Origin of the sequence: Marinobacter sp. G11 (assembly GCF_021282325.1) — a bacterium.
GTDB lineage: Bacteria > Pseudomonadota > Gammaproteobacteria > Pseudomonadales > Oleiphilaceae > Marinobacter > Marinobacter vinifirmus.
Map to the genome: position 1 here is coordinate 233,590 of NZ_JAJSPB010000002.1, position 20,002 is coordinate 253,591.

The following is a 20,002-nucleotide window of genomic DNA, read 5'->3' on the forward strand; positions in this document are numbered from 1 at the left end:
CTGTGTCCTGTTTGGTTTCTTTGAAAATTATTTGCGTACCAGGCGGTAGCGAACGAGATCCAGTATCCACACCAGCAGCATCACCAGCGATGCCACGGTGAAGTTGAATATGGCGGAGCCGGCCGCGCTGATGTCGCCAAGGATCAGCTCGTAGCCGGCGAACAACCAGGCCGGGATATACCAGCCTGCCACTTCCGGTGATTCCACCGGGGTCAGCAGCAACACAACCAGTGCTGCCAGCAGCAAGGTGCGCAGCCCGTAAAGTGGCAGCAGGCGGAACAGGGCTTTCATCATGTAGAAAAACACGACAAACGCAACGGCGTAGGCCGCCCAGAAAATCCCGTATGCCAGTGAGGCGTCAGTATCCATCATTACAAAATCCAGTGAATGATATGTTCTTCCCAGTCTTGTTCGGCAACGTCGTCTTCAGAGACAACCTTGCCCCGTACTGAAACACCGGCCCTGTGCACGGAATCCGGATCGCCGCTTCGCAGCGGGTGCCAGTCCGCCAGCGGCCGGCCTTCTGCCAGGGTGCGATAAGCGCAGGTTTGCGGCATCCAGTGGTACTCGTTCACCGTGTCCGGCGTCAGCACCGTGCACGCCGTTACCTTTTTCAGGCGCTCGCTGTAAACCGTGCAGCGGCAGGTTTCCAGGTCCATATACCGGCACGCGAGGTCGGTATGGTACACCTCGCCGGTGTCTTCATCTTCCAGCTTCTGCAGGCAGCACAGGCCGCAGCCATCGCACAGGGATTCCCATTCGGCCGGCGTCATTTCATCCAGGCGCTTGCGCTGCCAGAAGGGAATCTCGGCAATCATCTTTGACGCTGCTCGATCTTGCGCCTGAAATCGACGATATAGGTTTCCTGCTCTTCCGGCATCTGCAGGAAGAAGGATTTATCGTGGATAGCTTCAAGGACTTCTTTCCCGGTCGTGCGGGCCAGTTTCTTGTCCGGTGTCAGCAGCAGGTCCATCGAATGGACCGGCTTGCCGAAAATGCTCCGCAATGCTTCCGGCAGATCGTCCCAAACCTGGCCGCGGCGTACGTAGATATAGGTGTCCATCTTCTTGCTGCTGCGAAACACCGAAACGAATTCACGGTCTGTCATGGTCTGAGAAGTTCCTCGATGTCGGTTTCTACCGGCTTCAGCAATTCGCCTCGCCAGCCTTGAAAAAATTCGTTTCCGGCCAGGGTGCCGTCTTGCAACACCTTCTCGATACGCTTCCTGGGAGCCAGAAGTTCTATCGGAATATCATGATCTTCCGCCGCTTTGTTAAAGCAACGCTTTACCTTTTTATAGACAGCTTGCTGGTCCCGGCTCAGGGGCCGGGGGATTGGCTCGAGGTTGGCATTATCGGCTTCCCGACCTTCGCGGACAAGTTCCAGCAGGTGCTCGCCATAGCGTTTTACGATACCGCCGGGAACGCCCTGGATGTCATTCAGCGTTCTCAGTGAACCCGGCAGGCGTTCGGCGATGGCAATCAGCAGGCCATCGCTCAGCACCCGGTTTCGGGGGCGGTCGACCTTCTGGCATTCCCGCTCTCGCCAGGCCACCAACAACCGCAAAACGGCCTGTTGCTCCCGGGTGAGGGTCCAGCCACCGCGCAGTTTCAGGTAATGCTGCTCCGGATCTTCCTGGCCTGCGGCTTCATCGGCAAAGCGCTGGGATTCCTCGGCCAGGGCCTGTTCCAGATTCCGCTGCTTCAGCTTTTCAATCACCCAGTTGTACAGGGGCTCCAGAAAACGGATGTCGTCTATAGCGTACCGCTGTTGCTCCGGCGACAGCGGGCGGGACACCCAGTCTGAGCGGGTAACGGATTTGTCGAGGGCTTCTCCGAACAGGGTTTCCACCAGCTTCGCGTAACCGAGCGAGAACCCGGCACCGGCCATGGCGGCGCCAATCTGCAGGTCCAGCAGCCCGGCCGGTGCCACGTTCAGCCAGTGGCGGAACAGTTCCAGGTCTTCGCTCATGGCGTACAGCAGCTTCGGGCGAGCCGGGTCTGCCAGCATAGTGCGGAACCCTGCCGAGCCTTCGGCTACGTCCGGGTCAATCAGCCAGTACTCCCCTTGCCCGCCCAATTGCACCAGGCCAGGGATGGGGTAAAAGGTGGAGACCCGTTCAAATTCAGTATCCAGCGCCACCGGCGCGCCGGGCGCCAGCTGCTCCAGCCACTGATCAAGCTCCGCCGGGCTGCTGAGCCAGCGGACAGTCTCGGGGGCCGGGGGAACCGGTGCGGCCAATGGGCTATCTGTCATAGGAAAACCTGGAGTTATTCGGAAAGGGGTTTACGGCCCCGGAAGGCGTGTGTGAGAGTAAAACCGTCGACGTAACCCAGCTCGCCACCCACCGGAATACCGTGGGCCAGCCGGGTAATGAGGATATTCTGGCCATCCAGTCGGTCGGCAATATAGTGGGCTGTGGCTTCACCTTCCACCGTGGGGTTGGTGGCCAGGATCAGCTCGGTAACGCCTTCTTCGCGCACCCGCCGGAGCAAACGTTCAATGCCGATTTCTTCCGGGCCGACGCCATCGATGGGCGACAAGTGACCCATCAACACAAAGTAGCTGCCCCGGTAGTCACCGGCCTGCTCGATAGCCAGCAGATCTGACGGGCTCTCCACAACACACAGAGTCCCGGTGCGGCGTTCGGGCTTTTCGCAGATCTGGCAGATGTCGGTATCGGAAAAGTTCTGGCAGCTGTCGCAGCGGCGCACGCCGTCCATAGCCTGGCTCAGAGCGCCGGCCAGCCGGGTGCCGCCGGAACGACCCCGTTCCAGCAGGTGAAAGGCCATACGCTGGGCGGTTTTCTGGCCTACTCCGGGTAAACACCGGAGTGATTCCACCAATTCATCAACCAGGGGGCTGAATGCCATGAATACTCCTCAATTCCGATGGCAGGCTGGCGTCAGAACGGCATCTTGAAGCCGGGCGGCATGCCCATGCCAGACATCATGCCGGACATTTTGTCTTTCTGGTTGGCCTCTACCCGGCGAACGGCATCGTTCACCGCAGCTGCCAGCAGGTCTTCCAGGATTTCCTTGTCTTCGGACAGCAAGGAAGGATCGATCTCTACCTTTTTGACGTCGTGTCGACCGTTCATGGTAACTTTCACCAGCCCGGCGCCGGATTCTCCGGTCACTTCCGCCTTGGCGATTTCTTCCTGGGCCTTCTGCATCTGCTCTTGCATCTGCTGGGCCTTTTTCATCAGGTCGCCCATATTGTTCATCATCTGCTTATCTCCTGCCTGTCTCTGCGGGGCGGATGGATTCTTCTACCACCCGTCCTTCAAATCGTTCAACGATGCTCTGCACCACCGGATCTTGCCGGATGGCAGCTTCTGCGGCTTTCTGCCGGGCGACCCGCTGGCGCTCTTCAAACGCCGCCGGAGTATGGGGCCCGGGAATGCCCTGCTCTATCTTTAACTGTGTGGCGTCGCCAAAGTAGGATCTCAAGGCCGCCACAATTTTTTCTTCATGTCGGGCGTTCAGCAGCCGGGCATGGCCTTCATCCAGGGTAAGCACCACAGTTTGCCCGTCCATGGCCATAGAGCTGTAGCTGGCCAGGTTTCCGGGCATGCCGGTAATGTCCAGTTGCCGGTAATCCCGCTCCCAGACAAAACCGTCCGCATTAACGGGTTCGGCCGGCGCTGCAACTTCAGGCTCAGGCTCAGCCACAACTTCAGGTGTTTGGACCGGCTCGGAACTACGGGGTTCCGGTTCGCTGACCGGCTCCTGCGCGACCGGTGGTTCCGGGGCCACTTCATCATAATACGGTGGCTCCGGCTCATCCTCCCAAGGCGGCGTATCCATTGCCGGTGGTTCCGGCATGGAGTTTGTCGCAGGCTCTGGGGCGGGCACCGGTTCCGCTACTGGTTGCGGCGACGGCGCTACAGGCTGCGGTTCAGGTTGGGGGCGTTCGGCAACCTGGGACGGCACAGGGCCAGGGTCAGGCTCCGGTTCGGCGCGGCCGGTGTTTTCCGTGTTACCGGAAGTCACTGCCGGCGGCTCACGACGGTCAGCCCCTGGCCGGAACGCGAGCATGCGCAGCATGGTCATTTCAAAACCCATGCGGGCGTCTGGCGTTACCGCGAGGTCTTTGCGGCCGATCAGGGCGGTCTGGTAAAACAACTGAGCATCCTCGGCACTCAGCTGCCTGGCCAGGGCCTGCACCTGGGCGGCATCACCCAGCGCGTTATCGGCACTGCCCGGCACTACCTGCTCCATAGTCACGCGATGGAACAGGGAAAGCAGGTCTGCCAGGATGACCCCGTAATCCGGCGCAAATTCCGAAATCCGGCTGATTTCCGCCAGCAACCCGGGGCCATCCCGCTCTACCAGGGTACTGACTATCCGCTCGATGTCCCGCTGGTCGATAGTGCCCAGCATATTACTGACATCGCTGGCGCTGAGGTTCTCATTGCCAAAGGCGATGGCCTGGTCGGTCAGGCTCAGGGCATCCCGCATACTGCCATCGGCCGCCCTGGCCAGCAGCCACAGGGCCGGCTCTTCAAAAGGAATGGTTTCTTCTGTCAGCACGTGTTTCAGGTGGCCGACAATGTGTTCCGGCGTCATCCGTTTGAGGTTGAACTGCAAACAGCGGGACAACACGGTAACCGGCAGTTTCTGGGGATCGGTGGTGGCCAGCAGGAACTTCACGTGCTCCGGCGGCTCTTCCAGGGTTTTCAGAAACGCGTTGAAGGACTGGTTGGTGAGCATGTGCACCTCGTCGATGAGGTACACCTTGAACCTGCCACGACTGGGTGCGTACTGAACGTTATCGGTCAGTTCGCGCATGTCATCCACGCCGGTGCGGGATGCGGCGTCGATTTCGATAAGATCGACAAACCGGCCTTCCAGAATTTCCTTACAGCTGTCACATTCGCCGCAAGGGTTCGGGGTAATGCCGGTTTCACAGTTAAGGCACCGGGCCAGCAGGCGGCCAATGGTGGTTTTACCCACACCCCGGGTACCGGTGAACAGATACGCATGGTGCAGGCGCTGGTGTTCCAGTGCGTGAACAAGTGCCTGCAGCACGTGTTCCTGCCCAACCATGTCTTCAAACGTACGGGGGCGCCATTTCCGGGCTAAAACCTGATAGCTCATGTTCCGTCAACTGCTGTGAAAAATGCGCTTAACTCTAGCATGGACCCGGTTTCAGAAGAAGGATGACGTGGCTATGAATCCATGCCGGCCGTGCGCTCCAGGGCGCGAATTCGCCGGCGTTCATGCTCTTCGGTGAAGATCCGTTCCCGCAGGGCTTCCACCGCCGCCTGCCGGTCGGCCGGGGCCAGGCCTTCGTTATTGTCGATCAGGGCCTTTTGCTGCCGGTATTCACCCAGCCGGTTCTGCCACTGATTCCGTTGCTGGTCGAGCCGTGCCAGGCGTTCGGTAGCTTCCGCACCATAGGCCTGCAAACGCAACTCCCGCACTTCGGCTTCCGAAGCACCCTGCTCCCGCAGTTGCTGAACCTGCATGGCCGTTTCGACCACGGTTCGGGACCTGCGCCGGAGTTCAACGGAATACTCTGGCAACAGCTGATCCAGCTGCGCCAGGGCGCGGTCACGCTCGGAATCAGTCAGGCTTTCGTCGTTGAGAATCTTCTGGCGGTCGAGCATCACCTGCAACCGGCGCTCTTCTTCACCAAAAAAGCCTTCCGCCACATCCGGGCCGAGATGCTCCCGGCGCAGGTCATGAATCTGGCCCAGGGCCTGGCGAACGTCGTCAACGCTGTGGTGCTCGTTACTGGCCATCGCTTCGGCAGCTTTCCGGTAAGACAGGTAGTCGTCGAGAATGGCAAGAACCTGTCGCTGAATCTCCGGAGGTAAATCCTGTGCCTTGAGTTCAGACGCCAGGCGGGCCTTCAGGGTTTCGTAATGGGAGGCGCCCCCCGTCAGCCCGATAAAGAAATCCAGGTAACGGCGCAGCTGGCGGTCCAGCACCAGGTTGCCATTCATATCAAGGCGCACCTGTCCGTCCACTTCAATGTCAGAAACGCGTTCATCACGGGGTAAGGCAGGATGATTCACATTACCAGGCACCAGCGCGGTACCCGATGAACCAGCAGTAGCTGCCGGTTGCTGATACTCCTGCTCCACTACCGATGAGACGGGCTCCGGGGCCGTCGTGACAGGGGCAGGCATAAGCCACCAGCCGGCCGCTCCGCATACAAGCAGCAGGCCGGCCAATCCAGCAAATCGTTTATGGTTCATAAAATCGATCCGTGGCGGGCCGCAGGGGCCCGCCTTCGGTTATCGGCAGTGTCAGAGGCCAAGATTCTTGAGACGGTTTGCCTGTTGCCGGTACAGCTGAACCGGATCTGTCACAAACGGCCCTACCAGCCCCAACACCTGGTTCACTTCGTCCAGGTGGTTGTGGCGGTAATCCACACCCAGCACCTTGCCAAGCTTCATGCTGCAGGACGGCACCATGCCGTCGGAGGGTTCGTCAAAGACGGGAGTCAGGGCACCCAGCAGCAGGTCGCTCGGGTCCAGAACATTGGTGACCGCTTTGTTACCGCCCCAGGAGTAATAACGGATACCGTTGGCCTCCTGTGCACCATCGTTGCCGCAGTACGAAGAAGGAAGGCCTGCCGGGAATTCGGTGTTGAAGGCCAGGCTGCCCTCGGTGCTCAGTGACTGGATGGCCGCTGCGGTGTCTTGCGGCAGGCCGCCACCGCCTGAGAAGGTATCGATCAAGCCGAAAAACCAGTCTCCCAGTCCGTCCAGGCTGCCATTATTCATGGTATCTGCCAGCGGGGTGCCCCAGTTAACGCCACCGACACTGGATACCGAAGCCACCAGGTCTGGTCGAACGCCCGCCACATAGCGAATGGTCGGGCCGCCATGGCTGTGGCCAATCAGGTGCACCTTCTCGGCCCCGGTTACTGCTATATATTCTTCAATCTGGGCCAGCAACTGCTCACCACGGACCTCGGTAGAGTTGGCAGCAGACACCTGGGGAACAAAGACTTCCGCTCCGCTTTCTGCCAGCTCATCTGGCACTCCGTTGAAATAGGAGACCAGGCCAAACAGCTTATTGAAGCCTGACAACCCGTGCACCAGGACAATCGGATGCTCGGTCTGGGTATAGGTATCCTGCTTACTGAACCACCATGCGGAAGCCGGCTGGGCAGTCATTGCTGCCGCCAGTACACCCGCCGTTACAACTGCTTTTGTTTTGGCACTTTTCATGTGTTTCCCTTTTTGTCTTTGTTGTGTTCGGGCAACGGCACAATACCCAATGGGCAGCATGCCAAAAACACTATAGACAGGGATAAGTGCCAACAGGGCCACATAACGCTCAATTGTGAAACGGATCACAAAGCGATACAGGAAAACAGAGAAAATCGGAAAGAAAGAACAACGAGGGGAAAATCTGGGGGTGACCCCACCAGCAATCCCCCGGCACACACATCCACCGCTTCGGCTGCTCCCTTCCGGGCCTGACCGGGTTCACGGTTTCATGTTGCGGAGGCACCAATGGGGCCACCATAACGGCGTTTCGGGACATTTCCCCGAAAGCGGCGCGAATAGTATCAGAAGGGTTTCAGGACTACAACGGCCTATAGCGGTAATGGCACTTCATCCTGCCGGAACCAGCAGGCAATGCTGTAACGGGTGCGCCTTGCCGGCAGAACCTCATGGGGTACCTGCTCGCTCAGGAACAGCACCGCCCTGCCTGCTTCCGGACGCACCTGCCCGACCATCTGCCCGGAATCGGCCGCTGCGAACACCCGCAGTTCTCCGCCATCTTCCAGCCCCCAATCCTCGTTCAGGTACAACACCAGGCTGACCACCCGGGAGGCACGGCCACGAAAGCTGTCCAGGTGGCGCTTGTAGAAATCGCCGGGGTGATAGGTGGCGTAATGGGCCTCAAACCGCTTGAGCCCCAGATACAGACGCCGGTTCAGCCCCTCCCTTATCTGTTCGAAGCACTCGAACAACATTCGTTGCGGCTCACTGTAACCATCCAGCCAGGCAATCTTATCGCGGCGCACACTGCGGTCTTTCACCAGGTCTGTGCCCCGGCCGATGCCGGCGCGGCTCATGACCTCGGTTTTATCCAGGATGCCCACTTCGTTGCGTAACGCCGCCAGCAAACCAGCCGGCAACCGGGGGGTAAGGTCCAGCTCCATCCAGGCCGATTCACTCAAACCATCCGCCAGCTCATCCAGCCAGAAGTCATCAATCGTTGGCTGAACATCTGCCCCGGTAACGGTGCTTATCAGTTCGTCACCGGCAACCTGTTCAAGCTGATCGGCAGCACGTTCCAGCACAGGGTCCGGAAACGGAATGATAATGGCCTGGTCGGTGTCTGAATGCATGGAGGGGCCTCACGGAATTTTCCGGCTATTGTAGGGTCAAACTCGCCGGCAAGCCGTATTTAATTTACTCTGCGGATAAGAAGATACACTTAAGGAAAAACCACCCGCCATGCCTGAAAGCAGCCACACTCCGCCGGCATCCGTCACCCCGGGCCAATGGTCGTTCACCCGCTGGAAGACCATTGGCCAGCTGGAAGCCCTGGAGGTTCATCATCCGGTGTTCAGCGCTACGGTGTTTCTGCAGGGCGCCCACCTCACCCACTTTGCCGTAAACGACGACACCAACTGGCTGTGGCTGAGTGATACCGCCCGATTTGAACCAGGCCGTGCCATACGCGGCGGCATTCCTGTGTGCTGGCCCTGGTTTGGCGACCCGGCCCGCAACCCGCCGGAGATCCGCAAACGGGTGCATACTCCCTCAGCCCATGGCTTCGCCCGCACTGCCCTTTGGCGGCTGGAAGATGTCCGGGAAAGTGCCCATGAAGTGGAAATCAGCCTGTCGCTAAATGCCAATGAAGACTTTGCAGACCAGTGGGATGGCCACGCTCTGGCGCTGATCACCTTCAGCTTTTCAGTCCGCGGCTGCCAGATTGCCCTGACCACCACCAATCTATCCAAAGACCCGCTGGCCCTGAGCCAGGCCCTGCACACCTATCTGCCAACCTCGGACATCAGCCGCACCCGGCTGCTGGGGCTGGGCCACAGCCAATATATGGATACCCTGAAAGACTGGGACTACTTTGAACAGGAAGGCCCGGTTTATTTCGACGGTGAAACTGACCGCATATACGAATCGGCAGACCCACTGACCCTGGTCACCCCCGCGGGAAAACGCAAACTGACATCTGTTGGCAGTGATTCCACGGTAGTGTGGAACCCCGGCCCCGAGAAAGCCTTAAGACTTTCTGACTTTCCTGGCACTGGCTGGCAAAAAATGGTGTGTGTCGAAACGGCCAATGCAGCCACGGACTACCGGGTATTAAATGAGGGCCAAAGCCACACGCTTGGCGTTGTCATTGGTCGCGGCTGACGGCCTGAAGTAATCGTCAACACAGGGAGCGGGCATGGGCCTGGCATCTTATCTGAAATCCCGACTGGTTCCGGCGGAGCTGGAAGAACAGTTGAACCGAATTCGTAAACCCATCGGCAGCCTTGGCTACGACCCCTGGGGATTCAACAACGATGCCGTTAAGTATGGCTTCACCCTCACCCGGCAAATCTACGAGAAATACTTTCGGGTAGAGGCCTCCGGCGTGGAGAAGGTTCCAGCGGAAGGCCCGGTATTGCTGATCGCCAACCATTCCGGCCAGCTGCCGCTGGACGGCCTGCTGATCGGCTATGCGCTGGCTTCCCGCCCGGACCGGCCTCGCATCCCCAGAGCCATGATCGAGCGTTTCTTCCCGACCGTCCCATGGCTGGGCAACCTGCTCAACGATGTGGGCGCTGTGCTGGGCGATCCCATCAACTGCGCCAAGATGCTGGAGAACGATGAAGCCGTCATCGTGTTTCCTGAAGGGGTTCGGGGCTCCGGCAAACTCTACCGGGATCGCTACCAGCTCCAACGTTTTGGCAATGGATTCATGCACCTGGCGATGAAATACAACACCCCGATTGTGCCGGTGGGCGTTGTCGGCTGCGAAGAAACCATTCCTGCGATTGCCAACATCAAACCCCTGGCCAAGGCGCTGGGTGTGCCCTACGTACCGGTGGCGCTACCGGTAATCTTCCCGGTGAAAGTGCGCCTGAACTTTGGCGAACCCATGTACTTCGACAACAGCGAGATTCCGGAAGAACAGGTGACCGAGCGCGTTGAAGCGGTCAAGGCAGAAATCCGCAAACTGATCGACAAAGGCCTGAGCGAGCGGGAGGGGCTGTTCTGATGTCTGAGCAACGCAAGCCCAGAATCCTGGTGACCGGTGCAGCCGGCGCCCTCACCCAGCAAGTCATTAACCGCCTGAGCGATAACTGCGACATTGTCGCGGTGGACTTCCGGCAGCAGGTATACTTGGGCGATGACATTCCCAGCTACTGCATCGACCTGAACAAACGCGGCTTCGAGGACCTGTTCCGGCAATACCGGTTTGACGGCGTTATCCACCTGGGCCGGCTGATGACCAGCGAGCTGACCCGGATGCGCCGCTACAATGCCAACGTACTGGGCACCCAGAGGCTCCTGGACCTCTCCCACAAATACGGCATCAAACGGGTGATTATCCTCTCCACCTTCCACGTGTATGGCGCCATGGCCTACAACCCGGCGCTGATTGACGAGGCAGCCCCCCTGAAAAGTGCCGGGCTGAGCGCAGACCTGGTGGATTCCGTGGAGCTGGAAAACCTGGCCAACATCTACCTGTGGCGGTATCCGGAGCTGAACATCACCATTCTGCGGCCCTGCAACATCGTCGGCCCGGGTGTACGCAACACCATGAGCGCCCTGCTCTCCAGCGAACGGGCGCCGGTGCTGGCAGGTTTTTCGCCGATGATGCAGTTCATCCATATTGACGACATGGCCGATGCCATCGTGCTGGCCTGGCAAAAGCCGGTCAAAGGCGTATTCAACGTGGCGCCCCACGATTGGGTAGCCTACCAGCAAGCCCTGAAGATGTGCGGCTGCAAGCGTATTCCGATTCTGTCTGTGCCGCCCATTGTGCCGAAAACCATTGCCCGACTGTTGAACCTGAAAAGCTTCCCACACTACCTGCTGGCTTTCTTCAAGTACCCGGTGGTGATTGACGGGCGAGCCTTTGCCAGGGAGTTCGGCTTCAAGCCCAAGCGGCCGCTGAAAGAAATCTTCCGCTACTATCGCAACAACAAGCGCCCGGTGTAACCTTTACGGTTAACGGGCGCCCTTTTTCCGGAATCCCGTGGCGAAAGCGGTGAACAGGGATACTCTGTACAAAATACTAGAACCTGACCCGTGAAAACCTGGAAGATATCCGCATGCTCACCGGCATGGAGAGTATGGGCGGGCCGTCCATGTGGGTCATCCTGCTCGGCCAGCCGGAACTGTGACAGGCCATAACATCAATTCCGCAGTTGGCCCAAAGGGTGAAACTGTTTTTCCACCTCGAGGGGCTCAAGGCCCTTGAAGCGATCGATAGTCGTCGAAGAACCCGGGCCTGATCAGGCCCGGGCTATAGCACATCAGAAGGTACCGCCGGGCACCCTCACCCAGCCTTCCATGATAACCCGCGCACTGCGGCTCATGATGGCCTTGGTGGCAGTCCATTCGCCGTTCACTTCTTTCGCTTCAGCTCCCACACCCAGAGTTCCGGAGGGGTGGCCGAACGTCACTTCGGTACGGTCACCGCCGCCGGCGGCCAGGTTCACCAGTGTTCCGGGAATCGCGGAAGCCGTTGCGATAGCGACGGCTGCGGTACCCATCATGGCGTGGTGAAGCTTGCCCATAGACAAGGCGCGAACCAGCACGTCGATGTCGGCCGCATTGATCTGCTTGCCGCTGGAAGAAACGTAATCCGCCGGTTTGGCCACAAACGCCACCTTCGGCGTGTGTTGACGGTTAGCCGCCTCGGCAACATCCTTGATCAAGCCCATTTTAACTGCGCCATGGGCACGGATGGTCTCGAACATAGCCAGCGCTTTCGGGTCGCTGTTGATGTCATTCTGCAGCTCCGTGCCTTTGTAACCGATGTCTTCCGCATTCAGGAAGATGGTCGGTATTCCGGCGTTGATCATGGTCGCTTTCAGGGTTCCGATACCCGGCACGTCCAGGTCATCCACCAGGTTGCCGGTGGGGAACATGGAACCTTCACCATCGGCCGGGTCCATGAATTCGATCTTCACTTCCGCGGCCGGGAAGGTCACGCCATCCAGTTCGAAATCACCGGTCTCCTGCACTTCACCATTGGTGATGGGTACATGGGCCACGATGGTTTTCTGGATGTTGGCCTGCCAGATACGCACGGTGCAGATACCGTTTTCAGGAATCCGCTCTTTGGCAACAAACCCGCTGTTAATGGCGAAGGCGCCAACAGCTGCGGTGAGGTTGCCGCAGTTACCGCTCCAGTCAACAAACGGCTTGTCGATGGCCACCTGGCCAAACAGGTAGTCCACGTCGTGGTCCGGCTGCGTCGGTGCGGCCAGGATCACCGTTTTGCTGGTGCTGGAGGTGGCGTTACCCAGGCCGTCGATCTGCTTCTCGTAGGGATCGGGACTGCCGATCACCCGAAGCAGCAGCTTATCGCGAGCTTCGCCGGGCACCTGGCAGGCTTCCGGCAGGTCTTGTAGCCGGAAAAACGCGCCTTTACTGGTACCGCCACGCATGTAGGTGGCGGGAACCTTTATCTGTGGGGGGAAGCTCATGCCGCCCCCTCAGAAGCCAGGAAGTTCTGGGCGAAGCGCTGCAGTACGCCGCCGGCGGTGTACACGGTGACTTCTTCCGCGGTATCCAGTCGGCAGATTACCGGTACCCGGTCTTCTTCACCGGTCTTGCGGTGGATGACCAGTTCCAGCTTCGCACCCGGGGCTGCGGCACCTTCTACGTCGTAGGTTTCGGTACCGTCCAGCTGCAGCGTGTTGCGTGTGGTGCCTTCCTCAAACTGCAGGGGCATAACACCCATGCCGATCAGGTTGGTACGGTGAATGCGCTCGAAGCCTTCGGCAACGATGGCTTCCACACCCGCCAGGGCTACACCCTTGGCGGCCCAGTCACGGGAAGAACCCTGACCATAATCGGCGCCGGCGATGATGATCAGCGGCTGCTTGCGTTCCATGTAGGTTTCGATGGCTTCCCACATGCGCATGGTCTTGCCTTCCGGCTCAACACGGGCCAGGGAGCCCTGCACCACTTCGCCGTTTTCGTCCCGAACCATTTCGTTGAACAGTTTCGGGTTGGCCAGGGTGGCACGCTGGGCGGTCAGGTGATCACCACGGTGGGTGGCGTAGGAGTTAAAGTCTTCCTCCGGCAGGCCCATCTTGTGCAGGTATTCACCGGCAGCCGAGTCCATCATGATGGCGTTGGACGGCGACAGGTGGTCAGTGGTGATGTTATCCGGCAGGATCGCCAGCGGGCGCATGCCCTTGAGCTGGCGCTCGGCCGCCATGGTGCCTTCCCAGTACGGCGGGCGGCGAATGTAGGTAGACTGCGGGCGCCATTCGTACAGCGGGCTCTTGGCCTGCTCGGCTTCATCCAGGTTGAACATCGGGATGTACACCTGCTTGAACTGCTCCGGCTTAACGAATTCGCCAACAATGCGGTCAATTTCTTCATCAGACGGCCACAGGTCTTTCAGGGTGACCGGCTTGCCATCCTTGTCGTAGCCCAGGGCGTCCTGTTCGATATCGAAACGCACAGTACCGGCGATGGCGTAGGCCACAACCAGTGGCGGAGACGCCAGGAACGCCTGCTTGGCGTAGGGGTGAATCCGGCCGTCGAAGTTGCGGTTACCAGACAACACCGCAGTGGAGTACAGGTCGCGGTCGATGATTTCCTGCTGGATTTTAGGATCCAGCGCGCCAGACATCCCGTTACAGGTGGTGCAGGCGTAGGCCACGATACCGAAGCCCAGTTTTTCCATTTCCGGCAGCAGACCGGCTTCTTCCAGGTACAGGCGGGCAACCTTGGAACCCGGTGCGAAGGAGGACTTCACCCAGGGCTTGCGTACCAGTCCGAGCTCGTTGGCTTTCTTGGCGAGCAAGCCGGCAGCCACCACGTTGCGGGGGTTGGAGGTGTTGGTGCAGGAAGTAATCGCCGCGATAATCACCGCGCCATCGGGCATCAGGCCCTTTTTCTCTTCTTCCAGGGCCTTGTCCAGGTTCACGGCAATGCCGCGATCGTGCAGGTCGGAAGTCGCCACACGGCGGTGCGGGTTGGACGGGCCAGCCACGTTGCGCACAACGGTGGACAGATCAAATTCCAGCACACGCTCGTACTGGGCTTCGGTCATTTCAGTCGCCCACAGGCCGGTTTCTTTAGCGTACTTCTCAACCAGGTCTACCTGCTCAGGCTCACGGCCGGTCAGCTTCAGGTAGTCAATGGTCTGCTCGTCGATGTAGAACATCGCGGCGGTGGCACCGTATTCCGGAGTCATGTTGGAAATGGTGGCACGGTCGCCGATGGTCAGGCTGGAAGCGCCTTCGCCGAAGAATTCCAGGTAGGCACCAACCACGCGTTCCTTACGCAGGAACTCGGTAATGGCCAGAACGATATCGGTGGCAGTGATGCCCGGCTGGCGCTTGCCAGTCAGCTTCACACCTACGATATCCGGAAGGCGCATCATGGAAGGCTGGCCCAGCATAACGGTTTCTGCTTCCAGACCACCTACGCCCACAGCAATAACACCCAGGGCGTCAATGTGCGGGGTGTGGCTGTCGGTACCTACGCAGGTGTCCGGGAAAGCGATCGGATGGCCGTCTTCGTCCGGGCGGTTCTGGATCACCGGAGACATTTTCTCCAGGTTGATCTGGTGCATGATGCCGTTACCGGCCGGAATCACATCCACGTTACGGAACGCAGTGCGAGTCCAGTTGATGAAGTGGAAACGGTCTTCGTTACGGCGGTCTTCGATGGCACGGTTCTTTTCGAACGCGTCCGGATCAAAGCCCGGTGCTTCCACCGCCAGGGAGTGATCCACGATCAGCTGGGTGGGCACCACCGGGTTAACTTTAGACGGATCACCGCCCTTCTCCGCAATGGCATCACGCAGGCCCGCCAGGTCTACCAGGGCAGTCTGACCCAGGATGTCGTGGCACACCACACGGGCCGGGTACCAGGGAAAGTCCAGGTCACGGCGGCGCTCGATCAGCTGCTTCAGGGAATCGGTCAGGGATTCCTTGTCACAACGACGCACCAGCTGCTCGGCCAGGATCTTGGAGGTGTACGGCAGCTTGGCATAGGAGCCCGGCTGAATGGCCTCTACCGCCTGGCGGGTGTCGTAGTATTCCAGGTCGGTGCCTGGAAGGGCTTTTCTGAATTCGGTGTTCATGGGTTAAAAACCTCTTTGTTGGCCACGGAATCCACGGAAAAACACGGAAAAACACGGAAAAATAAAAGACTTAAAGATTTTTTTTGCCACGAAATCCACTAAAGAGCACGAAATTAAAGATAAAGAAATTTTGGTTTTTCCATCAGTCATCTTTGTTCGTGTTCTTTAGTGGATTTCGTGGCAAATCATTCTTCTTTTTTCGGTGTCCTTCCGTGGATTCCGTGGCTAAAAAAATACGCCTTAAGAACGCTCACCAATCGGCAGCCAATCCTGGTGCTCTGGGCCGGTATATTCGGCACTCGGGCGGATGATGCGGTTGTTGGCGCGTTGCTCTTTTACGTGGGCAGTCCAGCCGGAAACCCGGGACATTACGAAGATCGGGGTGAACAGCTCGGTCGGGATGCCCATGAAGTGATAGGCAGATGCGTGGAAGAAGTCGGCGTTACAGAACAGCTTCTTCTCGCGCCACATAACTTCTTCGCAGCGAACGGAAACCGGGTACAGCACGGTGTCGTCCAATTCCTTGGCCAGCTTCTCTGACCACTTCTTGATAATGGCGTTACGCGGGTCGGATTCGCTGTAGATGGCGTGTCCGAAGCCCATGATTTTCTCTTTGCGCTCCAGCATACCCATCAGGCCGGCTTCGGCTTCTTCGGGAGTCTGGAACTTCTGGATCAGCTCCATGGCCGCTTCGTTAGCACCGCCGTGCAGCGGGCCACGCAGGGAACCGATGGCGCCGGTTACGCAGCTGTGGATGTCAGACAGCGTGGAGGCACAAACGCGCGCGGTGAAGGTAGATGCGTTGAATTCGTGCTCGGCGTACAGAATCAGGGAAACGTTCATCACCTGCTCGTGCAGCTCGCTCGGCTTCTTGCCGTGCAGCAGCTCCAGGAACAGGCCGCCGATGGAATCACTTTCGGTGTTGGCGGTGTCGATACGCACGCCTTCGTGGGCGAAGCGGTACCAGTAGGTGATGATGGCCGGGAACACCGCCAGCATACGGTCGATCTTGTCGTCCTGCTCGCTGAAGTCCTGCTCGGTTTCCAGGTTACCCAGCATGGAGCAACCGGTTCGCATGACGTCCATCGGGTGGGCGTCTTTGGGGATCTGCTCCAGCACCAGTTTCAGGGCATCCGGCAGGGTGCGCAGGCTCTTGAGCTTGCCTTTGTAGGCATCCAGCTCGGCCTGGTTCGGCAGCTTGCCACGCAGCAGCAGGTAGGCCACTTCTTCGAACTGGGCGTTGTCAGCCAGGTCGGTGATGTCATAGCCGCGGTAGGTCAGGCCGGTACCGGTTTTGCCAACGGTACACAGGGCGGTTTCGCCAGCCACCTGGCCGCGCAGGCCTGCTCCACCTAGTTTCTTTGCTTCAGCCATGTTGGTCTCCCGTAGTTTCTGTTTTGTTCGTTTTAATTAAATCAAGCGATGTCCGGAGTTCTACAGGGGTCTGACAGGGGGCCTGACCCCGAGTTCGACAGGGGTCTGACCCCGAACGGGGTCAGACCCCCTTACTCCACTTACTCCCAGTCCCCTTACTCCAACATTCCCCTGGTTATCAGTCTTTCTTCTGGGCAAACAGCTGGTCCAGCTTCTGCTCGAAATCGTGGTAGTTCAGGAAGTCGTACAGCTCCATGCGGGTCTGCATCAGGTCTACCACGTCTTTCTGGTCGCCCTTCTCGAGGATGTTCTGGTACACCGTCAGCGCGGCCTTGTTCATGGCGCGGAAGGCGCTCAGCGGGTACAGAACCATGGCGGCACCGGCCTCGGCCAGCTCAGAACGGTTGTACAGAGGCGTGGCACCGAACTCGGTGATGTTGGCCAGGATCGGCGCATCGATGGCTTCGGCGAACGCTTTGTAGTCGCTCAGCTCGTGTACCGCTTCGGCGAAGATGCCGTCTGCACCGGCTTCAATGCAGGCCTTGGCGCGGTCGATAGCAGCTTCCAGACCTTCTTTCTGGAAGGCATCGGTACGGGCCATGATGAAGAAATCTTTGTCTTCCCGGGCATCGGCCGCAGCCTTGATGCGGTCGACCATTTCCTCTTTGGAAACGATTTCCTTGTTCGGGCGGTGGCCACAGCGTTTCTGGGCAACCTGGTCTTCGATATGAACCGCAGCAGCACCGGCGCGTTCCATTTCACGGATGGTACGGCCGATGTTGAAGGCTCCGCCCCAACCGGTGTCGATATCCACCAGCAGCGGTACGTCTGTGGCGGCCGTAATGCGGCGCACATCTTCCACCACATCGTTCATGGTGGTCATGCCCAGGTCCGGCAGGCCGTAGGAGGCGTTAGCCACACCACCACCGGAAAGGTAAATGGCCTGGTGACCTACCCGCTCTGCCATCATGGCGGCGTAGGCATTGATAGTACCAACAATTTGCAGCGGCTGGTTTTCTTTCAGGGCCTTGCGAAAACGGGCACCAGGGGAGAGTTTGTTAGCCATGTCATTTACCTCTTTGTTCAGATAGTTAGAACGCCTTCTTGAATCTTTTTCTCAATATTCTTGCGGGCGGCGTTGATGTGTCTTTTCATCAGGAATTCGGCGAGTTCCCCATCGCGCTGGGCAATGGCTTCGACGATACGGCGGTGTTCACCCAGCGCCATGTGCGGGCGCCCGGCGGAGGTGCTTAACCGGTAACGGTACATGCGCACCATGTAATAAAGGTCGCCCAGCAGCATCTGGGCCAGCTTGGCATTGCGGCTGCCGGTGGCAATCCGGTGGTGGAAATCGTAGTCACCTTCAGCCTGGTAATAAGCTTGCCCCTGAGCTTCTTCTATCATCTTTTCATGACTGTCCAGGGTCGCTCTCAGGTCACGGATTTCCTCATCAGTCATCCGCTCGGCAGCCTGGCGCGCCGCCAGCCCTTCCATCACTTCGCGAATCCGGTAGAGTTCAATCAGCTCATCAGCGCTGACAGACACCACCTTAACCCCGGCATGGGGCCGGCGAACCAGCAGCCCACGAGACTCCAGCCGGCCCAGCGCTTCACGCAGTGGGCCGCGGGTCAGGTTAAAGCGCGAACACAGCTCTACCTCACCGATCTTCTCACCGGGCGCAAGGTCTCCGGTAACGATAGCAGTTTGCAGACAATCAAAAGCCTCATCGGCGCGGGTTAACGATTGAATCGCAGGCTGGCTCATAGGTTTGTTAACAATATCTGTTGAATTGTTCTGGAATTTACGCACCAAACCCCGGATTGTCAACAATACAGATTTTCTGGTTAGACTATTTGCTAACAATGACAGCTACCTTTATTACACAGGGTTACCGGAACGCCCACGCGCCCTCCCCCTTGCCTGACAAGTCCGGTAAACTCTCGGACTTGTGAATCATTTTCTGTGTATCACCGGATCAATACTAAGGACGCCCACATGATCAGGAAGTGCCTGTTCCCCGTTGCCGGCTACGGCACCCGCTTTCTTCCGGCCACCAAGGCCATGCCCAAGGAAATCCTGCCGGTTGTTAACAAACCGCTGGTGCAGTACGGCGTAGAAGAAGCCGCTGATGCCGGAATCCATGAATTCGGATTTGTAACCGGCCGGGGCAAGCGTGCGATCGAAGACCATTTCGATATCAGCTACGAGCTGGAGCACCAGATTGCCGGCTCCGGCAAAGAAGGCCTGCTCACCTCGATCCGGGACCTGATCGACAACAACACCTTTGCCTTCACCCGCCAGAACGAGATGAAGGGGTTGGGCCACGCCATCCTCACCGGCCGCAACCTGGTGGGCGACAACCCGTTTGCCGTGGTGCTCGCGGATGACTTTTGCGTGGGCCCGGAAGATGGCGAGGGCGTGCTGACCCAGATGGTGAAACTGTATAACCAGTTCCGCTGCTCCATCGTGGCGATCGAAGAAGTACCGCAGGACGAGACTCACAAATACGGCGTGATTGCCGGTGAGTCCATGAAAGACGGCCTGTACCGCATTACCGACATGGTGGAAAAGCCGGCCCCGGAAGATGCGCCCAGTAACCTGGCGATCATTGGCCGTTACATCCTGACTCCGGACATTTTCGACATCCTGGAGCGCACGCCTCCGGGCAAGAACGGCGAAGTCCAGATTACCGATGCCCTGCTGGAGCAGGCGAAGAATGGCTGTGTGCTGGCGTACCAGTTCAAGGGCCAGCGTTTTGACTGCGGCAGCATTGATGGCTTTGTAGAGGCCACCAACTACGTTTACGAGAACATCTACAAGAAAGAGAACTAAAAGCGGAATCCGGGGCGCCTAGCGCCCCAGCAACTGCAGAACCATGCGCCGGTTATCGTCTGTTGTCTTGCGGAACCGGCGCAGCAGTTCCGCCTCGCCGTCTGTCAGCTGAACCCGGCTGATTTCCTGCTCCAGCTCCTGCAGCGCTACCGAAAGATCATCACTGTTACTGAAGGCCAGGCCTGGCAGCTCCAGCTGGTCACCGTCTCCGGCCTCTTCCATATCGAGCAGCTGTTCAAGGGGCGTCTCGGTCCTGAGACACAGATCCAGCAATTCGGTAACCCCGGGAAAGCCCCGCTGGCGGGCATCTTCCGCCTCCCAGCTGCGCACCCGTGCCTCGTCTACACCGCAGATTTCAGCAACATCGGCCAAAGACAGCTGCCCCTGCTCCCTTACATGCCGCAGGCGCCTGTTGAACGATTGCAGGTAGCGCATGTCTCAATGCCCCTGAAAATTTGAGAAAAAGTGAATCAATTTGAAAATGTAGCGTACCTACAGCTTTGTACACAATGTTCCTATACTGAAATCAC

General features: G+C 58.6%; 20 protein-coding genes and 1 other RNA gene. 4 read left to right on the forward strand and 17 right to left on the reverse strand.

Translation table 11 applies throughout. The features are described from left to right. Nucleotides 1–27: 27 nt before the first annotated feature. From LWH94_RS02430 to LWH94_RS02480, 11 genes are all read right to left on the reverse strand, one after another. Nucleotides 28–372, reverse strand: coding sequence for a hypothetical protein (locus tag LWH94_RS02430; protein ID WP_094624088.1), 345 nt, complete (start codon nucleotides 370–372; stop codon nucleotides 28–30). Beyond that, nucleotides 372–818, reverse strand: coding sequence for a YcgN family cysteine cluster protein (locus LWH94_RS02435; protein WP_232901121.1), 447 nt, complete (start codon nucleotides 816–818; stop codon nucleotides 372–374). The genes LWH94_RS02430 and LWH94_RS02435 overlap by 1 nt, the downstream gene beginning before the upstream one ends. Further along, nucleotides 815–1,108, reverse strand: a complete 294-nt coding sequence (locus LWH94_RS02440) for a YcgL domain-containing protein (protein ID WP_232901122.1) — start codon at nucleotides 1,106–1,108, stop codon at nucleotides 815–817. Before LWH94_RS02440 ends, LWH94_RS02435 begins: the two co-directional genes overlap by 4 nt. Then, nucleotides 1,105–2,256, reverse strand: a complete 1,152-nt coding sequence (locus tag LWH94_RS02445; protein WP_232901123.1) for a ribonuclease D — start codon at nucleotides 2,254–2,256, stop codon at nucleotides 1,105–1,107. Before LWH94_RS02445 ends, LWH94_RS02440 begins: the two co-directional genes overlap by 4 nt. Nucleotides 2,257–2,270: 14 nt before the next feature. Next, a complete protein-coding gene (recR, locus tag LWH94_RS02450; RefSeq protein WP_022989043.1) occupies nucleotides 2,271–2,873 on the reverse strand; it encodes a recombination mediator RecR in 603 nt (200 codons plus the stop codon). Between the two features lie 32 nt (nucleotides 2,874–2,905). Next, nucleotides 2,906–3,229, reverse strand: coding sequence for a YbaB/EbfC family nucleoid-associated protein (locus tag LWH94_RS02455; protein ID WP_022989044.1), 324 nt, complete (start codon nucleotides 3,227–3,229; stop codon nucleotides 2,906–2,908). Nucleotides 3,230–3,233: 4 nt separating this feature from the next. Continuing rightward, the gene (dnaX, locus tag LWH94_RS02460) at nucleotides 3,234–5,102 is read right to left on the reverse strand and encodes a DNA polymerase III subunit gamma/tau (protein WP_232901124.1); all 1,869 of its coding nucleotides are present in this window, start codon (nucleotides 5,100–5,102) and stop codon (nucleotides 3,234–3,236) included. Between the two features lie 71 nt (nucleotides 5,103–5,173). Further along, nucleotides 5,174–6,208 carry a lipase secretion chaperone gene (locus LWH94_RS02465; RefSeq protein ID WP_232901125.1) on the reverse strand — a complete coding sequence of 345 codons (1,035 nt, stop codon included), beginning with the start codon at nucleotides 6,206–6,208 and terminating at the stop codon, nucleotides 5,174–5,176. A 51-nt stretch (nucleotides 6,209–6,259) separates the two neighbouring features. Then, nucleotides 6,260–7,189, reverse strand: coding sequence for an esterase/lipase family protein (locus tag LWH94_RS02470; protein WP_232901126.1), 930 nt, complete (start codon nucleotides 7,187–7,189; stop codon nucleotides 6,260–6,262). 194 nt (nucleotides 7,190–7,383) lie between these two features. Next, nucleotides 7,384–7,480: signal recognition particle sRNA small type (gene ffs, locus LWH94_RS02475), an RNA gene on the reverse strand. A gap of 80 nt (nucleotides 7,481–7,560) precedes the next feature. Beyond that, the gene (locus LWH94_RS02480; protein ID WP_442914956.1) at nucleotides 7,561–8,322 is read right to left on the reverse strand and encodes a 2OG-Fe(II) oxygenase; all 762 of its coding nucleotides are present in this window, start codon (nucleotides 8,320–8,322) and stop codon (nucleotides 7,561–7,563) included. Between the two features lie 109 nt (nucleotides 8,323–8,431). On the opposite strand from LWH94_RS02480, the gene LWH94_RS02485 reads away from it, so the two are divergent. The 3 genes from LWH94_RS02485 to LWH94_RS02495 are packed head-to-tail and all read left to right on the forward strand — an operon-like array spanning nucleotide 8,432 to nucleotide 11,149. Continuing rightward, on the forward strand, nucleotides 8,432–9,352 hold the full coding sequence (locus LWH94_RS02485; RefSeq protein WP_232901127.1) for a D-hexose-6-phosphate mutarotase: 921 nt from the start codon (nucleotides 8,432–8,434) through the stop codon (nucleotides 9,350–9,352). A 34-nt stretch (nucleotides 9,353–9,386) separates the two neighbouring features. After that, a complete protein-coding gene (locus tag LWH94_RS02490; RefSeq protein ID WP_232901128.1) occupies nucleotides 9,387–10,202 on the forward strand; it encodes a lysophospholipid acyltransferase family protein in 816 nt (271 codons plus the stop codon). Next, on the forward strand, nucleotides 10,202–11,149 hold the full coding sequence (locus LWH94_RS02495; RefSeq protein WP_232901129.1) for an SDR family oxidoreductase: 948 nt from the start codon (nucleotides 10,202–10,204) through the stop codon (nucleotides 11,147–11,149). Before LWH94_RS02490 ends, LWH94_RS02495 begins: the two co-directional genes overlap by 1 nt. 317 nt (nucleotides 11,150–11,466) lie before the next feature. On the opposite strand, the gene prpF is transcribed toward LWH94_RS02495, so the two are convergent. The 5 genes from prpF to LWH94_RS02520 form a co-directional block, all read right to left on the reverse strand. After that, entirely contained in the window at nucleotides 11,467–12,645 is a 1,179-nt protein-coding gene (prpF, locus tag LWH94_RS02500; protein ID WP_232901130.1) for a 2-methylaconitate cis-trans isomerase PrpF, read from the reverse strand. After that, entirely contained in the window at nucleotides 12,642–15,266 is a 2,625-nt protein-coding gene (gene acnD / locus LWH94_RS02505; protein WP_232901131.1) for a Fe/S-dependent 2-methylisocitrate dehydratase AcnD, read from the reverse strand. The genes prpF and acnD overlap by 4 nt, the downstream gene beginning before the upstream one ends. Nucleotides 15,267–15,506: 240 nt before the next feature. Then, nucleotides 15,507–16,640 carry a bifunctional 2-methylcitrate synthase/citrate synthase gene (gene prpC, locus LWH94_RS02510; protein WP_232901132.1) on the reverse strand — a complete coding sequence of 378 codons (1,134 nt, stop codon included), beginning with the start codon at nucleotides 16,638–16,640 and terminating at the stop codon, nucleotides 15,507–15,509. A 178-nt stretch (nucleotides 16,641–16,818) separates the two neighbouring features. Continuing rightward, a complete protein-coding gene (gene prpB, locus LWH94_RS02515; RefSeq protein ID WP_232901133.1) occupies nucleotides 16,819–17,706 on the reverse strand; it encodes a methylisocitrate lyase in 888 nt (295 codons plus the stop codon). Between the two features lie 17 nt (nucleotides 17,707–17,723). After that, on the reverse strand, nucleotides 17,724–18,404 hold the full coding sequence (locus LWH94_RS02520) for a GntR family transcriptional regulator (RefSeq protein ID WP_232901134.1): 681 nt from the start codon (nucleotides 18,402–18,404) through the stop codon (nucleotides 17,724–17,726). 231 nt (nucleotides 18,405–18,635) lie between these two features. Between LWH94_RS02520 and galU the strand changes: the two genes are divergently transcribed. Continuing rightward, the gene (gene galU / locus LWH94_RS02525) at nucleotides 18,636–19,472 is read left to right on the forward strand and encodes a UTP--glucose-1-phosphate uridylyltransferase GalU (protein ID WP_058340761.1); all 837 of its coding nucleotides are present in this window, start codon (nucleotides 18,636–18,638) and stop codon (nucleotides 19,470–19,472) included. 18 nt (nucleotides 19,473–19,490) lie between these two features. Here galU and LWH94_RS02530 read toward each other — a convergent pair whose 3' ends face one another. After that, nucleotides 19,491–19,907, reverse strand: a complete 417-nt coding sequence (locus LWH94_RS02530) for a helix-turn-helix domain-containing protein (protein ID WP_232901135.1) — start codon at nucleotides 19,905–19,907, stop codon at nucleotides 19,491–19,493. Nucleotides 19,908–20,002 lie beyond the last annotated feature (95 nt).

What these genes read in the sequence shown, in the direction of transcription:
- LWH94_RS02530 (WP_232901135.1), bottom strand. Translation starts at nt 19,907, where the DNA reads ATGCGCTACCTGCAATCGTTCAACAGGCGCCTGCGGCATGTAAGGGAG.
- LWH94_RS02445 (WP_232901123.1), bottom strand. Translation starts at nt 2,256, where the DNA reads ATGACAGATAGCCCATTGGCCGCACCGGTTCCCCCGGCCCCCGAGACT.
- galU (WP_058340761.1), top strand. Translation starts at nt 18,636, where the DNA reads ATGATCAGGAAGTGCCTGTTCCCCGTTGCCGGCTACGGCACCCGCTTT.
- LWH94_RS02435 (WP_232901121.1), bottom strand. Translation starts at nt 818, where the DNA reads ATGATTGCCGAGATTCCCTTCTGGCAGCGCAAGCGCCTGGATGAAATG.
- acnD (WP_232901131.1), bottom strand. Translation starts at nt 15,266, where the DNA reads ATGAACACCGAATTCAGAAAAGCCCTTCCAGGCACCGACCTGGAATAC.
- LWH94_RS02430 (WP_094624088.1), bottom strand. Translation starts at nt 372, where the DNA reads ATGATGGATACTGACGCCTCACTGGCATACGGGATTTTCTGGGCGGCC.
- LWH94_RS02520 (WP_232901134.1), bottom strand. Translation starts at nt 18,404, where the DNA reads ATGAGCCAGCCTGCGATTCAATCGTTAACCCGCGCCGATGAGGCTTTT.
- recR (WP_022989043.1), bottom strand. Translation starts at nt 2,873, where the DNA reads ATGGCATTCAGCCCCCTGGTTGATGAATTGGTGGAATCACTCCGGTGT.
- LWH94_RS02480 (WP_442914956.1), bottom strand. Translation starts at nt 8,322, where the DNA reads ATGCATTCAGACACCGACCAGGCCATTATCATTCCGTTTCCGGACCCT.
- LWH94_RS02490 (WP_232901128.1), top strand. Translation starts at nt 9,387, where the DNA reads ATGGGCCTGGCATCTTATCTGAAATCCCGACTGGTTCCGGCGGAGCTG.
- LWH94_RS02470 (WP_232901126.1), bottom strand. Translation starts at nt 7,189, where the DNA reads ATGAAAAGTGCCAAAACAAAAGCAGTTGTAACGGCGGGTGTACTGGCG.
- LWH94_RS02455 (WP_022989044.1), bottom strand. Translation starts at nt 3,229, where the DNA reads ATGATGAACAATATGGGCGACCTGATGAAAAAGGCCCAGCAGATGCAA.
- LWH94_RS02485 (WP_232901127.1), top strand. Translation starts at nt 8,432, where the DNA reads ATGCCTGAAAGCAGCCACACTCCGCCGGCATCCGTCACCCCGGGCCAA.
- prpF (WP_232901130.1), bottom strand. Translation starts at nt 12,645, where the DNA reads ATGAGCTTCCCCCCACAGATAAAGGTTCCCGCCACCTACATGCGTGGC.
- LWH94_RS02495 (WP_232901129.1), top strand. Translation starts at nt 10,202, where the DNA reads ATGTCTGAGCAACGCAAGCCCAGAATCCTGGTGACCGGTGCAGCCGGC.
- LWH94_RS02440 (WP_232901122.1), bottom strand. Translation starts at nt 1,108, where the DNA reads ATGACAGACCGTGAATTCGTTTCGGTGTTTCGCAGCAGCAAGAAGATG.
- dnaX (WP_232901124.1), bottom strand. Translation starts at nt 5,102, where the DNA reads ATGAGCTATCAGGTTTTAGCCCGGAAATGGCGCCCCCGTACGTTTGAA.
- prpB (WP_232901133.1), bottom strand. Translation starts at nt 17,706, where the DNA reads ATGGCTAACAAACTCTCCCCTGGTGCCCGTTTTCGCAAGGCCCTGAAA.
- prpC (WP_232901132.1), bottom strand. Translation starts at nt 16,640, where the DNA reads ATGGCTGAAGCAAAGAAACTAGGTGGAGCAGGCCTGCGCGGCCAGGTG.
- LWH94_RS02465 (WP_232901125.1), bottom strand. Translation starts at nt 6,208, where the DNA reads ATGAACCATAAACGATTTGCTGGATTGGCCGGCCTGCTGCTTGTATGC.